Raw genomic sequence first — 15,693 nt, forward strand, 5'->3', positions numbered from 1 at the left:
TATTATTTTTCATGGTGTTAGCTTATGGTTAACTCTGTTACTTCAGGGCACTTGAAGATGTGTTGCGGATGTTGAGCAGCTGTGAATAAAAGTGCTACTTACCCACAGGTGAAGTTATGCACAGTTTTATGCCAAGGTTGTTACCGGTTAATTATACATATTACACACAAGTAAAAGTGGATAAGTATTTTTTCAGGCCCTGTTGGTGGTAAAAATAGTAATAACCTGTGTTTAAGCTGTGCTTTTATCCACAATTACACTGAAAACAAGGGATTAAAATAGCTTTGGGTCAGTGGAAAACTAAGTTACACTGGTTGTTGAGTAGGGGTAATCCCTTAACAAATAAGGAGAGTAAATGATGAGTATTGTTCGTTTTGGAGCCATATTACTGGTTAGTCTGTGCTTTTCTGCTCATGCTATGGCTGAAAAAATTTATGTGGACAGTGCCTGGAGCCCCTATTTTGCAGTTCCTGAGCTGGATAGTGCTCCGGTTTATATGACGATCACTAACTTATCCGCTAAGCAACGTCAGTTGTTATCAGTATCAACCGACGTTGCTGATCAGGTATTGATTCAAAGTATGGAAACGGTTGCAGATGTAGCTCAGGTCACTGATATCAGTGCTGTGGCTCTACCCAGTGGTGTACCGATTAATATGGATAACTCCGGTTTATATCTACTACTGGACGGAATTAATGAACCTTTACGTGCCGGTAGTCGCTTCAACATAAATCTGATGTTTGATGAGGGTGAGTCGCAGACAGTTCGGGTTCAGGTACGTTCAGTAGCTGTGAGTGGTGATCGTATGTTGGAAAATCTGCGTACTGATCCCATGCAACAAGGACTTTCACCACGACGTTCAGAGGGTTTGGATGAAGGGGTTATGACGGATCCCTTGATCCGTTAACTGGCATATTTGGATTGTCTACTGGCACCCTGAATAACCAGGTTCAGGGTGCCATTTTCAGCTGTTTATCAGCTTAAATCAGGGTTGTGAAAAGGGTAGTGGTTGACCAGTGTCACGTTTAACCTCGAAAACATTCAGTGTCATCGCCACCAGGCTGTAATAACCCAGAATACCGATCAGGTCGACTAATGCCGCTTCTCCCCACTTGGACACTGCTTGCTGATAAAGTGAGTCTGGAATCCGTTTTGTGCTATAGAGTGTCCGGGTGATCTGATAGACCAAAGCTTCTTCTGTATCGGCAAATACAGGTTCTTCTCCCAGGCGTATTGCTTCAGTGACTTGGCTATTTATACCGGCCTGATGTGCAATAGGTTCATGTATCTGCCATTCGGCCTGAGATTGCCAGCAGGCGGCGGTTGTCAGAATAGCCAACTCACTGAGTCTAAGTGGAATACGGGTATGATAACGGCAGTAAGCTCCGAGTTTCTGGGCATGATCAGCCAGTTCAGGACTGTGTACCCAGGCTAGAAAAGGGCCATCCAGATTGCCTCTGGGGCCCTGTAGAATGCTGTTTAGCACACATTGTTGCTCGGGAGTGGTATTTTCAGAAGTTAATTCTGTTAAACGTGATTGCATCGTTTTTCCTTAAACCTTGTTCAGGACCAGATCGATAGACCGGCTTAGCTTATCGATTATTTCAGCGATATGTGCTTCGGTAATAATATATGGCGGTGCCAACAGTATGTGGTCGCCATCTTTACCATTAAGTGTTCCACCCATGGGGTAACACATCAGCCCTTGCTGCATGGCAGTCGCTTTGATTTTGGCATGCAGTTTCAGTGATGTATCAAAAGGGGCTTTGCTTTCCCGGTCTTTGACCAGTTCTATACCTCGGAACAAACCACGTCCGCGAATATCACCAACATGCGGATGATCGCCAAGTGCCTGAATAAGGGCCTGCTGAAGTTTTTCGCCCATCAGGGTTACATTATCGAGTAAATGATCAGACTCTATACGCTGTTGAACCGCCAAAGCAGCAGCACAGGCTGTGGCATGACCTATATAGGTATGGCCATGCTGAAAAAATCCGGAGCCATTACGTAATGTAGCAATAATATCTTCACTGACCAGTGTGGCACCGATAGGCTGATAACCGCCACCCAGGCCTTTGGCTATACAGATAAGATCAGGTTCTATGCCTTCCTGAGCACTGGCAAATAAAGCCCCGGTGCGTCCCATGCCACACATTACTTCATCGGCAATTAGTAAAATACCATGACGTGAACAGATGTCGCGCATACGTTTGAAGTAACCAGCAACCGCTGGTACCGCACCCAGGGTAGCACCGACAACCGGTTCGGCAATAAAGGCCATAATATTTTCGCCACCGAGTTCAGCAATCTTCTCTTCCAGCTCATTGCCCAGACGCTGGACAAAATCAGTGTCAGTCTCGTCACTCAGTTGTTCGCGATAGGCATAACAAGGGCTCAGATGGTGAATATTGATTAACAGGGGTTCAAACTGCTGACGCCGCCAGAGGTTTCCGCCGGTTGCCAAAGCACCGAGGGTATTACCATGGTAGCTCTGACGTCGGGCAATGATATGTTTACGCTGTGGCTCGCCTTTTTCTACAAAAAACTGGCGGGCTAGTTTCAGTGCTGATTCCACCGCTTCTGAGCCACCAGAAACAAAGTACACTGAATTGAGTGAGCCTGGAGCGCGTTCAGCCAGAAAATCAGCCAGTTGTTCCATTGGCTCTGTGGTAAAGAAGGAGCTGTGTGCGTAAGCAATAGAGTCAACCTGATTTTTAATTGCCGCTATTACGCTGGTATCACTGTGGCCCAGACAGGAGACAGCGGCACCGCCACAGGCATCGAGGTAACGCTTATTGTCAGCATCAATAATGTACACTCCATCACCTTTTACCGCGGTGGGGTAACTCTGAAGCAAACTGCGATGCAATACATGGCTCATGACACATCCTTGAAACAATTAGGGTGAGTACCATTAACCTTTAGTAAGGAAAACTGGCAAAAAATAGTAATTAACGCAAGCCGAAAGTATAGGTCAAATTTTCAGGCCGCACGACTGGATTCATTAGAGTTTTTGTATGTTTTTCAAGTTTTTTTCGGCGGTATTCAGAATAGATTGCTGTTCTACTTCATTAAATTTTTGCCAGTTACGATACACCATCGTCATACGCGGATTAGTGCTGAATTTATCCGCATGTTTATGAATAAAGTGCCAATATAGACTGTTGAAGGGACAACTGCTCGAACCTGAGCGACGTTTGACATCATAGTGGCACTTTTTACAATAGTGACTCATCTTATTCAGGTAGTTACCTGAAGCAGCATAGGGTTTGCTGGCGATCAGACCGCCATCAGCAAACAAACTCATGCCTCGAGTATTAGGCATTTCAACCCACTCTATAGCATCCATATAGATTCCCAGATACCAGTGATCTACTGCATCGGGATGGAGCCCGGCAAGTAAGGCGAAATTTCCAGTGACCATTAAGCGTTGAATATGGTGCGCATAGGCCTGCTCAAGTGATTGGGTAATCGCATGAGCCATGCACTGCATGCGGGTTTGTCCTGTCCAGTAAAAATCGGGTAAAGCTCGTTTGGCAGATAAATAGTTTTGGTTTGCATAGTCAGGCATATGTGCCCAATAAAGCGCTCGTACATATTCCCGCCACCCCAATATCTGACGAATAAAACCCTCTATTTGTGCCAGTGATATGTCTTGTTGATGTGCTTGCCAGTGGTTTTCAGCCGCACGAATCACTTCGATTGGCTGCAGCATTTTCGTATTCAGGCAAAATGACAGTCGACTGTGAAACAGGCTCCAGCCACGTTCTGTCATGGCATCCTGGTACTGACCGAAGTGGGGTAAACACTGATGTAAAAAATGCTGTAATAATTGTCGTGCCTGTTGGCGGTTAACCGGCCATATAAAGTGATGCGGATCCAGGCTTCCCAGTGTTTTAACCTGGTGGTGTTGCAGTCGTGCATAGATTGCAGAAACATCTTCACTGAACAGCAATGGCTCCGGTATGCCGATGTTATCAGGCAAACGATTACGGTTTTCACTGTCAAAGTTCCAGCGTCCTCCCAAGGGTTTACCTTCACTATCCATCAAAACATTATGGGTTTTACGTAAATGCCGGTAAAAAAACTCCATCCGACTGTGTGGTAAGCTATTCCAGGCATCACGCGAGGTTAAAAAATGTTCGGTATCAACCATAGTTACTGGAATGTTTAATGATGCAGCAAACTGACTGAGTTGTTTATCCAGGCGGTATTCATCGGGTGCCTGGTAACTAAACTGGGTGATGTTATGCAGGGCTATACGGTTGGCAAGTAGGTCGGGCAGATCTTTGAACTGGGCTGTTTCATTCAGAGTCAGGTAGTCAACCTGATGACCCGCTTGTTGCAATGCCTGGGCAAACTGCTGCATAGCCATAAAAAAACCAGTGATCTTTTGTACATGGTGAACAACATAGCTGGTTTCCTGAGTTAGCTCAGCGATAAGGTAGATGACTCGGTCATCGAGGCGTTTATACCAGCTATGAGCCGCATTTAATTGATCACCCAGAATCAGTCGTAGTTCTTTCATAATGTATTCGATGCTTGAGGACTAATACCAAGTTACGCGCTTCAGCTCTGTTTAGATTTACAGAAATTGTGGATAACTCTGTATATAAAGTGTATTAAATATCTGTAGACTTGGTGGGTAATCTTGTATAAGTTTTATTTATTTATGTAATTCAATATGTTGACTTTTTATCTGTTGGATCAGTAAAGCGACCACTATCATTACCAACCCGACTAGTGTTGCCGGATAAATTTGCTCGCCAACCAGAAATCGCAGAAAAATCAATGAGACAAAGGGTGAGATAAAAATCAGGTTAGATATTCGCGCGGTATTTTCGGCATAACGCATCGCCATCAGCCACAGAATAAAGGCAATACCCATTTCAAAGATGCCGACATAGATAGCGCCTAACCAGCCTTGCCAGTGAACCAGATGAAAATCCGACAGTAGAATGGTAGCCAGTGTAATCATCGGCAGCGCCAGCATGAAGCTCAGCGTCAGAGAAAGCAGTGGATCAGCTTGATTACGCGTGTTGAGGATCCAGTAACCTGCCCAGATAAAGGTCGAAAATAATGCCAGTGCCACCCCGATAGGGTCATCGAATTGCAGGCTGAGCAGATTACCCCGGGTAGCGATGACCATCGCACCAGCATAGCCCAACGCGATGGCAATCCAATCCTGACGGCGGATGGATTGTCCCAGAAAAGGCACAGCCAGCAGGGTCAGGGTAATTGCCCAGGTATAGTTGAGTGTCTGTGCCTGCTGCGCTGGCAGACGATCATAGGCCTGAAATAATACCAGATAATAAAGTGTCGGATTCATCAACCCGGCCAGTATAAAAAAACCGGGATGCCGCCTCAATGTAGGTAGCAGTTGTGACAAACGACCTTGGACAGTCAGTATGCCTAGTAGCAGAGTCACTGATGTCAGTGTAGCAACCCATAACAACTGAGCTGGAGAGAAATAGTCCAGCGATAGCTTGAAGGCTGTAGCCACCGTTGACCAGCAGGCAACTGCACCTAATGCCAGCAGTACAGCTTTTTTCTGATCCTTCATGTGAAAATAATACCTATGGTCAATATAAGTGTGTCAAAACCTGGCAGACTACGCTAAGCGTCTATACTGCATAAATCAACTGATAAAGGGTGGTATGTTGTAGATGTACTCAGGTTGTAATGACACGCAACTGGCGCAACGCTTCGAACTGGAACGGCTGATCAGCCGAATATCGTCAGCCGTGGTGGTGTGTGCCTATTCTGCACTGGATACAGAAATCGAACGCTGCTTGCAATGGATTGCTGAATTTACGGGTACAGATCGTAGCTATGTGTTTCTGATCCGGGATGATGCTTATGTGGACAATACTCATGAGTGGTGTGCACCCGGTATTTCGTCACAAAAACAGCAATTACAGCATATTGAACTGCAAGATGAATATCCTATGGTACAGCTGATTCGTGCGCACCAGGTAGTCAACTATGCGGATGTGTTGGCCCTTCCTGATGCCAGTCGTATTGAGCGTGAAATACTCGCTAACCAGGGTATTCAATCAATGCTGGCGGTCCCCATGGTATCTAATACCCGCTTGGTAGGATTTATCGGCATTGATGCGGTGAATGTTAAACGTGACTGGTCAGAAGATGATATTTATCTGCTACGCATCACCGGTGAAATGTTTACCCATGCGTTGGAACACAAACGAACCGAGGACCTGCTTAAGGCCAGTGAAGCCCGTTTGCGCTATGTATTTGAGAAAATTCCGGCCATTGCAGTACAGGGCTATGATGTAAATCGTCGGGTATTTTTATGGAACCACGCCAGCGAGTTGCTGTATGGCTATTCTCAGGAGGAGGCGCTTGGGCGTCGGCTGGAAGATCTGATTATTCCACCGGAAGACCGTGAAGTAGTCATCGCAGCGCATGAGCGCTGGTTACTTCAGGATACTGAAATTCCTTCAGATGAACTGACCCTGTTGCGCAAGGATGGCACGCGTGTGCGGGTATTCTCCAGCCACGTCATGCATACCAGCCTGGCAGGTGACAAAGAACTCTACTGTGTTGATGTTGACCTGACCCCGCTGAAAAAAGCCCAGCAGGATTTAGAAAAACTGGCCCATTATGATGCGCTGACCGGCTTGCCCAATCGAATACTCTTGTCAGACAGACTCAATCATATGATCACTATTAGCCGTCGTACTGAAGAGCTGGTGGCGGTAGCTTACCTGGATTTAGATGGTTTCAAGCAGATAAATGACAGCCATGGCCATGCTATGGGAGATAGGCTATTACAACAGTTATCTGAATTGATGCATCAAACTTTGCGTGAGGAAGATACCCTTGCGCGAATTGGGGGTGATGAGTTTGTCGCGGTATTGGGTGGTTTAACCCAGCTACAGGACTGTGAACCTGTATTGAAACGGCTGCTCGATGCTGCTGCCACACTAGTACAACTGGAAGGACATAATTTCAGGATTTCTGCCAGTATTGGGGTGACGATTTATCCGCTGGATGATGCAGAACCGGATCAGTTGATGCGCCATGCCGATCAGGCGATGTATCTGGCCAAACAAGCTGGCAAGGACCGTTATCAGCTGTTCGATATTCAGTTAGAAACTCAAATGCGGCATAAACAACAAGCGCTGAAAGCTATATCCAAAGGGCTGCAGTGCAGTGAGTTTGAGCTCTATTACCAACCTAAGATCAATATGCAAACGTTGACTTATGAGGGTGCAGAGGCATTGATTCGCTGGCGTCACCCACAGCAAGGGTTACTGTCACCCGCTGCGTTTTTACCCGCCACCGAAGGGCATGAACTAGAGTTACAACTGGGTGAATGGGTATTGCATGAGGCACTGGCACAGCTACAGCGCTGGCAGTTACAAGGATTTTTCAGTCCACTGAGTATCAATATTGCCGCTCAGCAAATACAGCGTTCCGATTTTGCTGAGCAGTTGGAAGCCGCGCTAATAGCTTATCCACAGGTGGATGCTCGGCAACTGGAACTGGAAATACTGGAGACCAGTGCATTGGAGGATATGGAAATGGTTACCGGCATTCTATCTCGTTGCCGAGAACTTGGGGTCAGTTTGTCTCTGGATGACTTTGGTACCGGCTACTCTTCACTGACCTATCTGAAACGCCTGCCGATTGATTGCTTGAAAATTGACCAAGGTTTTGTCAGGGATATGTTGGCAGATGCGGATGATCTGTCAATTATCCGGGGTATATTGAGCCTGGCCAAAGCATTTAATCTGCGCGCTATTGCCGAAGGAGTTGAAACGCCAGCACATTGTCGTCAATTGCTGGCGCTGGGTTGCACTTACGGGCAAGGATATGGCATTGCCCGCCCTATGCCTGCCAATGAGCTTCCTGGCTGGGTACGTGAAGCCTTGCCGGTATTGCGTTTTTAGTTCTCAAGCAAGCTCACAACCTGTGCCACAATATGCTCACCAATTGGCAAGGAAGAGGTTGCCGCCGGTGATGGTGCATTGCAGACATTCACGCTGCGACGGGTATTGATAAACAGAAAATCATCGATCAGTTTGCCGCCACGGCTGACAGCCTGCGCTCGGACGCCGGCGGGATAGGGGGTCAAATCTGTCTGGGTAATGCTGGGGCAGTATTTGCGTACTTCTTGGAGGTAAGCCGATTTGAACAGCGAGTTCTTCATTTCCACCAGCCCAGGACGCAGGTTGTTAGCTAACACTCTGAGGATGCCTGGATTAGTGAACATCTGCAGCAGGTCGCGTGGTGATATGTCGGTTTTACGATAGCCTTCGCGCTTTAGAGCCAGTACCGCATTGGGGCCGACTGTGGTGGTGCCGTCGATCATGCGAGTCAGGTGTACGCCAAGAAAAGGCATGGATGGATCTGGAATCGGGTAGATCAGATGGTTTACGATCTGGTTATGCTGTTGCGGGAGTAGGTAGTACTCTCCCCGGAAAGGACAGATGGTGAACTGAGGCTTAAGCCCCAGCATGCGTACTACACGATCGGCCATCAGGCCGGAACAGCTGATCAGGTAACGCGTTGTGAAGATTTCCTGCTCTGTGGAAACCAGCACTTCCTGTTGGCTTTCCTTTAGGGCATTAACGGCGTGACCATAGCGAATTTCACCACCCAACTGCAGAAACACCTGTGCCATTGCCTGGGTCACCTGAGCATAATTCACAATACCGCTGGAGGGTACAAAAATGGCGCCGATACCGGTGATATTGGGCTCTCGCTCATGCAGCGCATCGGCTGATAGCCATTCACGTTCCAGTCCATTGGCTTCGGTTCTTTCCCAGAGTGCCTGCATGCGCTGCATTTCCAGGTCATTGGTTGCAACCAGCAGTTTGCCACAAACGTCATATTTCACCTGGTGTTCATCACAGAAGGTTTTCATACGTCGATTACCTTCGAGGCAAAAACGTGCTTTCAGACTACCGGGTGTGTAGTAAACACCGGCATGGATCACACCACTGTTGTGGCCTGTCTGATGCTGAGCTGGGCCGGATTCCTTTTCCAGCAGCAGAATCCGCTTGTCCGGATAACGCTGTTGCAACTGCATCGCTGTGGACATGCCGAGAATACCGCCGCCGATAATGATGAAATCGTACACCCTGATGAACCTCATCTGATTAACTAAAAATCATTGTGGCGTGTTTTTTGGCCCGACTCAATCCTTTGCCTGGATGGTGTTTTGCAACAACTCCAAATAGGTTTCCAGAATCAGGTTGGGGCGCTTGCCCTTGCGAGTAATCGCAGCAAAATCTGTGGTGAACTGGCGTTGGCTGGGTGCGATGGCCTGCATCCGTCCTTCCTTGACCCAACGCTCGGCATAATGGGTGGGTAGAAAGCCCAGATAACGGCCAGTGAGAATCAGAAAAGCTATCCCTTCCCTATCTGTGGCGGTGGCGCTGACATAGAGTGACTGGTAATGCTTCAGCGCTTCTTCTGTTTGTGCGTAGGCAGCGGCAACCACATCCATGTGACTGAGCTCAGCGTCCGTGACAGCCTCTTTACCGAATAGCGCATTCGAATGACTGCAATAGAGTTGTGATGTTTCGCTGTAAAGCGGTAGATAATTCAGCCCTGGCAAGGCCTTGATAACGGGCACTACGCCCAGATGCAAACGGCCATCCAGCACTGCAACCTCAATTTCGGCGGGTGGCGTCATACGAATATTGATCATCACCTCGGGGCCGCGAGCCTTGATAGCACCGATAGCATCGGTGATGTACATTTTCGGCATGGTCACCAGGTTATCGGTGATACCGATATTCAACTCCCCTTTTAAGTGTGCATGCAGGCTGTTGACCTGGGTGCGAAAATCCTCCAATGCCGACAACAGTTGCAGACTGTAGGCATACACCTCCCGGCCCTCCTCGGTCAGCGAAAAGCCACTGCGACCACGCTGGCACAAGCGTAATGACAGGCGCTGCTCCAGATCGGCCATGGCGGTACTGATGGCGGCCCGACTGATGTTCAGGTCGGCTTCTGCAGCCGCAAAACCACCGCGCTCAACGACGTTACGAAAAATCCGTAACAAGCGGATATCGGCGTCGGCGATCTGTCCAGATAAGGCGGGTTTCAATGTCTTCATGCTAATGCTTTAACAGTTAAAGGATTTTAGTTTAGCCAACTATTTAGTTAACTAAAAGGTTAAGTAAAGATAACTAAATAAATATTTTAAAAACCTAATGGCGGGCTCACACTGGAATCACTTATCAATACTGTAGCTGTGTCGGACACCTGTACCGGCACCTGGAGATGCCAAGATGTCGGATAACAAAGCCGCTGGTTTGAGCCGTGATCAGTTAGAAGCCTATTGGATGCCCTATACCGGCAACCGTCAGTTCAAAGACAACCCGCGCATGATTGTCGGCGCCGATGACAAATACTACATCGATGCCGAAGGTCGACGTATCTTCGATGGTCTGTCGGGCCTGTGGTGCTGTGGTGCCGGGCATAACCGTCCGGAAATTGCCGAAGCAGTGAGTCAGCAGCTGAAGCAGCTGGATTACTCTCCGGCGTTTCAGTTTGGTCACCCGAAAGCCTTCCAACTGGCAAACCGGGTGGTGGAGTTTATGCCAGAAGGCCTGGACCATGTGTTTTTCACCGGTTCCGGTTCAGAAAGTGCCGACACCTCATTAAAAATTGCCCGTGCCTACTGGCGCAAAAAAGGTATGCCGTCTAAAACCCGTCTGATTGGGCGGATCAAGGGCTATCATGGGGTGAATTTCGGCGGAATCAGTGTCGGCGGTATCGGTGCTAACCGCGCGCTGTTTGGTCAGGCGGTGGAAGCCGATCATCTGGCCCATACGATTCTCAAAGAAAACGCCTTTACCCGGGGTATGCCAAAAACCGGTGCCGAACTGGCCAATGAACTGCTGGAACTGATTACCCTGCATGATGCCTCCAACGTAGCGGCGGTGATTGTTGAACCCATGGCCGGTTCTGCCGGTGTGATTCCACCGCCAGTGGGTTACCTGCAGCGCCTGCGTGAAATCTGTGATCAGCACAATATCCTGTTAATCTTTGATGAAGTCATCACTGCGTTTGGCCGTTGTGGCAGTAAAACCGGCGCAGAAGCTTTTGGCGTCAAACCGGATATACTCAATATTGCCAAACAGATGACGAATGGTGCTGTGCCTATGGGCGCGGTGGTGGTGCGTTCAGAGATCTATACTACCTTTATGGAACAGGGTGGTCTGGACTATATGCTGGAACTGCCACATGGTTATACCTATTCGGCGCATCCGGTGGCTTGTGCGGCTGGCTTGGCCGCACTGGATCTGCTGGAAAGTGATCAACTAATAGAGCGCTCGGCCAGTATGGCGCCGGTGTTTGAGCAGGCACTGCACAGTCTTAAAGGCACTCAGCATATCACTGATATTCGCAACTATGGTCTGGCGGGCGCCCTTACTATTGCTCCGGCTCCGGGTGAACCGCTGAAGCGGCCTTATCAGATAGCGATGAAGTGTTGGGATAAAGGCTTTTATGTCCGTTACGGCGGCGATACCATTCAGCTCGGCCTGCCCTTTACAGTGGATAAAGAAGAAATAGACTTACTGATCAATGCCTTGGGCGATGCGATCAACGAAACCGAATAACCTGATTAAAGAAGTGAGACACTGATGAACCCGATTGGACACCTGATTAATGGCGAACTGGTTACCCCGGAAGGGCGTCACCAGCCTGTATATAACCCCTCGGCCGGGTCGGCACATGCCGACGTACTGCTGGCCTCGACAGCCACGGTTGAACAGGCCATAGCCAGTGCCAAAGCGGCCTTCCCTGCATGGCGTAACACTCCACCGGCCAAACGCGCCCGGGTGATGTTTCGTTTCAAGGAACTGCTGGAAGCCAATGCGGATGAGATTGCTCGCCTGATCGGCCTGGAACATGGCAAAATTTCACATGATGCCCTGGGCGAACTGCAGCGCGGTATCGAGAATGTCGAGTATGCCTGCTATGCCCCGGAGCTGCTCAAGGGTGAACACAGCAAAAATGTTGGACCGGGAATCGATTCCTGGAGTGAAATGCAGCCGTTGGGTGTCGTGGCCGGTATTACGCCGTTCAACTTCCCGGCCATGGTACCGCTGTGGATGTATCCTCTGGCGATTGTGTCGGGTAACTGTTTTATCCTTAAACCGTCAGAGCGTGATCCCTCTTCCACCTTGTTTATTGCTCAGCTGCTGCACGAAGCGGGTTTGCCTGCCGGTGTATTGAATGTGGTCAATGGTGACAAGGAAGCGGTGGACGCCCTGCTGACACATGCTGATATCGCTGCGGTCAGTTTTGTCGGCTCTACACCGATTGCTGAATATATCTATCAGACCGCGTCTGCGCATGGCAAACGTTGTCAGGCGCTGGGCGGTGCTAAAAACCACGCCATCGTTATGCCAGATGCCGATATGGATAACGCCGTAGAAGCCTTGACCGGTGCGGCTTTTGGTTCATCTGGCGAGCGCTGCATGGCGATCTCCGTGGCTGTGGCGGTTGGTGATGAAGCGGCGGATACACTGGTAGCCAAGCTGCGTCAGCGGATGCAGAGCCTGAAAGTGGGTGCTTACTCCGACAGCAGCAATGACTTTGGTCCATTGATCACCGCAGCCCATAAAGCCAAGGTGGAAGGTTATATTCGCAGTGCTGAAGAAGAAGGCGCTGTAGTCGTGGTGGATGGCCGTAACCCGGCTGTGAATGATGCCGATGGTTTCTTTGTCGGTGGTACCTTGATCGATCAGGTCAAGGCGGGTATGCGCTGCTACGAAGAGGAAATCTTTGGTCCGGTACTGGTGGTGGTGCGTGTGGACTCCATGCAGGCGGCAATGGATCTGATTGATGCGCATGAGTATGGCAACGGTACCTGTCTGTTCACCCGTGACGGTGAAGCAGCGCGCTATTTCAGTGATAACATCCAGGTCGGTATGGTGGGTATCAACGTGCCCCTGCCGGTGCCTGTGTCTTATCACAGCTTCGGTGGCTGGAAACGCTCACTGTTTGGGGATCTGTTTGCCTATGGTCCGGATGGGGTGCGTTTCTACACCCGCCGTAAAACCATTACCCAGCGCTGGCCGTCATCCGGTGTACGTGAAGGGGCGCAATTCTCCTTCCCGTCCTGAACTGAACACTGATCTGTTAGCTGTTCAGAAAAGCCAGGGGCCTGATTCCGTTTCAGGGATCAGGCCTTAAAGCCTTTCAGTAATCTGGGCTCCAAAGCCACGCTGGTTTTGGCATCGGCAATCCATACCTGCCCTTCATTGATGCTGATCTGCAGTTGTAGATTACGGTCTGCCAGAGCGCCCAACGCCTTGACGCTGTCATCGCTGATTTCCCAGACTTCCAGATTTTCGTAGCGCTGCAAGGCCTGCTGATTTTGCTGCCACCAGATCGGCACACTGCGACCGCCATAGGTATACACCTTGACGTGTCCGGCTTGCTGACTGGCCTTACGCAGCCATTTTTCATCTACCTGCCCGAAAATAATCCACAGATCGATACCCCCATGCAGGTTGGGTGCCCAGAGTTCTGCCCCACCCTCACCGCTGAGGTCGCGGGCAAACTCCAGCTGCTCTGACGCATTCAGGGCAAACGCCAGCAGCCGGATCATCAGGCGCTCATCGGTTTCTGAAGGGTGTTGTGCCAGTCGTAGGGCATAATCCTGATAGTGATGTCGATCCATATCAGCAATTTGCAACTGGGCTTTAATAACCTGGGCTTTAAGCGCCATAGGGGTCCTTTTCAGCAAGTAGAGGGGGTAAGGGGCAATCGAGGCAGTCAGCAATCGCCCGCAGCAGCTCCGCTTCCGTCACGCTGATCCGGCCATCATGGCTGGCACAGGTGACCAGTGCCTGCAACAGTGAGGGTTTTTGCAGGGGGCGCAGGTGTGCCAGCTTATTCAGATCCAGCTCCAGCTGCTTAAGACTTGGGCGCTCAGATTGGCTGAAATCCTCATGAATCTGCAGTTGCGCCGCTGTTTCCTGGTAAGCCTTGGCAGCAGTGGCTTGATCACTGTGTCCGGCGTGGGCGAACAAGGTGATTAGCCGTTGCATTTCAGGGTGACAGTTTTTCAGCTTGAAGCGTTTAGCGCTTTGGCGGCGACCTTCCAGGTGACCTATAACAATTTTACGCAATGACCACTCAAACAGACTGATCTTGTTATCGGCGCGGATTAATAGATCCATACAGGACTTGAAGGTCTTATATTGCTCAGCTGTGAGTTGCTTCAATGCAGGTAGGGCCAGGTCTGTCAGAGGTAGTCGCAGGCGGGCATCCAGTGAGATCAGCGCGTTCAGATGCTGCTTTAACATGGCGTAGGTATCAGGATGGGCCTGCTGCTCAAGTTCGATCAGTTGCTGCTCGCGTATCTGAGCATCGTCACTGAGCAACAGGCCGTAGATCAACGCCCTGGCTGAAAAGGGCTCGTGGGCGGCTGCCAGAAGTTGCTCATCCAAAGCTTGCAGCAGATTGCGGGCATAGGCCAGGTGCGCGGCATCGGGATCACCCATGGCTGCCATAGAGTGCTGAGCGGCCTGATGGGCATTTACGCTACTGGCTGTCATGGCCATCGCGGCCAGGGCCGATGCTTGCATATCGCCGGACCCGGTCGGCTGTTGTGACTCTTCTTGGGCAATCTCTGCTTGCGTAGGGCGTTCAGGTTGCGGCAGCTCGCCGTTCCAGCCAGGATCAACTCGCTTGATGCGTTCCTCCAGCGGCGGGTGGGTAGCCAGCAAGGAAGTCAGGCCGGAGCTGCCGGAACTGCCGAAATACATATGGCTGAATTCATTGGCACCGGGTGCATTCAAACTGGAGCCAGCGTAATGGCCACCGATTTTTTTCAATGCCCCGGCGATGCCCTGTGGGTTACGGGTGTATTGAACCGCCGAGGCATCGGCAAGAAATTCGCGTTGTCGGCTCACCGCCGCTTTAATCAGGTTACCAAAGAAAGAGCCGGCATACCCGACAATCAATAACCCAACCCCGAGCAGCATCATCACCGCTGCACTCTTGTCGTTACGTGAAGAGCGGACCCGACGGAAGCGCAGGCTGCTGAGCAGAAAGCGCCCGATCAGGCCCAGCAGTAATATACCGTACAACCAGGAAATAAGGCGGATGTTCAGGCGCATATCACCGTGGAGTATATGACTGAACTCATGGGCAATGACTCCCTGCAATTCATCACGACTAAGCAGTTCTATAGCACCACGGGTAATGCCGATAACCGCATCCTGCGGGTTAAACCCCGCCGCAAAGGCATTGATTCCATCATCATCCAACAGGTACACAGGGGGAACAGCAATGCCTGAGGCCAGCGCCATCTCCTCTACCACATTGAGTATGCGCTTCTCGTTGGCATCGCGTGTGGCGGTATTGAGCAAGCGGCCGCCAAGGGCTTCTGCTACGGTATGACCACCACTGCCCAGTTGCATCCGCCGGAACAAGGACCCCAGTAACACCACGGCACAAACGGCCAGAGCGATACCTCCAAGTAATGGAAGCTGCTCTGTAGAAAATACCTGACTGACGGAGGGCAATTGCCCTTGCCCTGTAGATCCCGCTGAGCCTTGCTGAAAATATAGAAACATCCCAACCGCCAGGGTCAGGGTGAGTATCAGGCTGATGACACCCAGAATAAACAATAGGACCAATTGCAGTGTTTTGCGTCTGGCGCGGTCTTGGTGTTCAAAAAAGTTCATTGGG

12 protein-coding genes are annotated in these 15,693 nt (G+C 50.0%); 4 read left to right on the forward strand and 8 right to left on the reverse strand.

Going from position 1 to position 15,693, the window contains the following annotated elements:
- Positions 1 to 355 precede the first annotated feature (355 nt).
- A complete protein-coding gene (locus tag F5I99_RS18465) occupies positions 356 to 907 on the forward strand; it encodes a copper chaperone PCu(A)C (protein ID WP_151058610.1) in 552 nt (183 codons plus the stop codon).
- 78 nt (positions 908 to 985) lie between these two features.
- On the opposite strand, the gene F5I99_RS18470 is transcribed toward F5I99_RS18465, so the two are convergent.
- The 4 genes from F5I99_RS18470 to F5I99_RS18485 all read right to left on the reverse strand — a co-directional run bounded on the left by F5I99_RS18470 (position 986) and on the right by F5I99_RS18485 (position 5,563).
- Positions 986 to 1,543: a carboxymuconolactone decarboxylase family protein gene (locus F5I99_RS18470; RefSeq protein ID WP_151058612.1), complete on the reverse strand. Its 558-nt coding sequence runs from the start codon at positions 1,541 to 1,543 to the stop codon at positions 986 to 988.
- Between the two features lie 9 nt (positions 1,544 to 1,552).
- Positions 1,553 to 2,881, reverse strand: coding sequence for an aspartate aminotransferase family protein (locus F5I99_RS18475; RefSeq protein WP_151058614.1), 1,329 nt, complete (start codon positions 2,879 to 2,881; stop codon positions 1,553 to 1,555).
- 123 nt (positions 2,882 to 3,004) lie between these two features.
- On the reverse strand, positions 3,005 to 4,528 hold the full coding sequence (locus tag F5I99_RS18480; RefSeq protein WP_151058616.1) for a cryptochrome/photolyase family protein: 1,524 nt from the start codon (positions 4,526 to 4,528) through the stop codon (positions 3,005 to 3,007).
- A 138-nt stretch (positions 4,529 to 4,666) separates the two neighbouring features.
- A complete protein-coding gene (locus F5I99_RS18485; RefSeq protein ID WP_151058618.1) occupies positions 4,667 to 5,563 on the reverse strand; it encodes a DMT family transporter in 897 nt (298 codons plus the stop codon).
- 103 nt (positions 5,564 to 5,666) lie between these two features.
- Between F5I99_RS18485 and F5I99_RS18490 the strand changes: the two genes are divergently transcribed.
- The gene (locus F5I99_RS18490; RefSeq protein WP_151058620.1) at positions 5,667 to 7,916 is read left to right on the forward strand and encodes a putative bifunctional diguanylate cyclase/phosphodiesterase; all 2,250 of its coding nucleotides are present in this window, start codon (positions 5,667 to 5,669) and stop codon (positions 7,914 to 7,916) included.
- Here the strand turns inward: F5I99_RS18490 and lhgO are convergent.
- Both lhgO and F5I99_RS18500 read right to left on the reverse strand, forming a co-directional pair.
- A complete protein-coding gene (gene lhgO / locus F5I99_RS18495) occupies positions 7,913 to 9,109 on the reverse strand; it encodes an L-2-hydroxyglutarate oxidase (RefSeq protein ID WP_151058622.1) in 1,197 nt (398 codons plus the stop codon). The two genes, F5I99_RS18490 and lhgO, sit on opposite strands and share 4 nt — an antisense overlap.
- 57 nt (positions 9,110 to 9,166) lie before the next feature.
- Positions 9,167 to 10,093, reverse strand: a complete 927-nt coding sequence (locus tag F5I99_RS18500) for a LysR family transcriptional regulator (RefSeq protein WP_151058624.1) — start codon at positions 10,091 to 10,093, stop codon at positions 9,167 to 9,169.
- Between the two features lie 175 nt (positions 10,094 to 10,268).
- Here F5I99_RS18500 and F5I99_RS18505 point away from each other — a divergent pair, with 175 nt between their 5' ends.
- Positions 10,269 to 11,603 carry an aspartate aminotransferase family protein gene (locus F5I99_RS18505; protein ID WP_151058626.1) on the forward strand — a complete coding sequence of 445 codons (1,335 nt, stop codon included), beginning with the start codon at positions 10,269 to 10,271 and terminating at the stop codon, positions 11,601 to 11,603.
- 24 nt (positions 11,604 to 11,627) lie between these two features.
- Entirely contained in the window at positions 11,628 to 13,115 is a 1,488-nt protein-coding gene (locus tag F5I99_RS18510) for a CoA-acylating methylmalonate-semialdehyde dehydrogenase (protein WP_151058629.1), read from the forward strand.
- Positions 13,116 to 13,174: 59 nt separating this feature from the next.
- Here F5I99_RS18510 and F5I99_RS18515 read toward each other — a convergent pair whose 3' ends face one another.
- Together F5I99_RS18515 and F5I99_RS18520 are read right to left on the reverse strand one after the other, a co-directional pair.
- The gene (locus tag F5I99_RS18515; RefSeq protein WP_151058631.1) at positions 13,175 to 13,723 is read right to left on the reverse strand and encodes a YaeQ family protein; all 549 of its coding nucleotides are present in this window, start codon (positions 13,721 to 13,723) and stop codon (positions 13,175 to 13,177) included.
- Positions 13,713 to 15,689, reverse strand: coding sequence for a M48 family metallopeptidase (locus F5I99_RS18520; protein WP_151058633.1), 1,977 nt, complete (start codon positions 15,687 to 15,689; stop codon positions 13,713 to 13,715). Before F5I99_RS18520 ends, F5I99_RS18515 begins: the two co-directional genes overlap by 11 nt.
- Between the last annotated feature and the right edge of the window lie 4 nt (positions 15,690 to 15,693).

It is taken from the genome of Nitrincola iocasae (assembly GCF_008727795.1).
Taxonomy (GTDB): Bacteria; Pseudomonadota; Gammaproteobacteria; order Pseudomonadales; family Balneatricaceae; genus Nitrincola; species Nitrincola iocasae.

Bases quoted from the DNA above. Each gene is read 5' to 3' on its own strand.
- F5I99_RS18465 (WP_151058610.1), top strand. From the start codon at position 356: ATGATGAGTATTGTTCGTTTTGGAGCCATATTACTGGTTAGTCTGTGC.
- F5I99_RS18470 (WP_151058612.1), bottom strand. From the start codon at position 1,543: ATGCAATCACGTTTAACAGAATTAACTTCTGAAAATACCACTCCCGAG.
- F5I99_RS18475 (WP_151058614.1), bottom strand. From the start codon at position 2,881: ATGAGCCATGTATTGCATCGCAGTTTGCTTCAGAGTTACCCCACCGCG.
- F5I99_RS18480 (WP_151058616.1), bottom strand. From the start codon at position 4,528: ATGAAAGAACTACGACTGATTCTGGGTGATCAATTAAATGCGGCTCAT.
- F5I99_RS18485 (WP_151058618.1), bottom strand. From the start codon at position 5,563: ATGAAGGATCAGAAAAAAGCTGTACTGCTGGCATTAGGTGCAGTTGCC.
- F5I99_RS18490 (WP_151058620.1), top strand. From the start codon at position 5,667: ATGTACTCAGGTTGTAATGACACGCAACTGGCGCAACGCTTCGAACTG.
- F5I99_RS18500 (WP_151058624.1), bottom strand. From the start codon at position 10,093: ATGAAGACATTGAAACCCGCCTTATCTGGACAGATCGCCGACGCCGAT.
- F5I99_RS18505 (WP_151058626.1), top strand. From the start codon at position 10,269: ATGTCGGATAACAAAGCCGCTGGTTTGAGCCGTGATCAGTTAGAAGCC.
- F5I99_RS18510 (WP_151058629.1), top strand. From the start codon at position 11,628: ATGAACCCGATTGGACACCTGATTAATGGCGAACTGGTTACCCCGGAA.
- F5I99_RS18515 (WP_151058631.1), bottom strand. From the start codon at position 13,723: ATGGCGCTTAAAGCCCAGGTTATTAAAGCCCAGTTGCAAATTGCTGAT.
- F5I99_RS18520 (WP_151058633.1), bottom strand. From the start codon at position 15,689: ATGAACTTTTTTGAACACCAAGACCGCGCCAGACGCAAAACACTGCAA.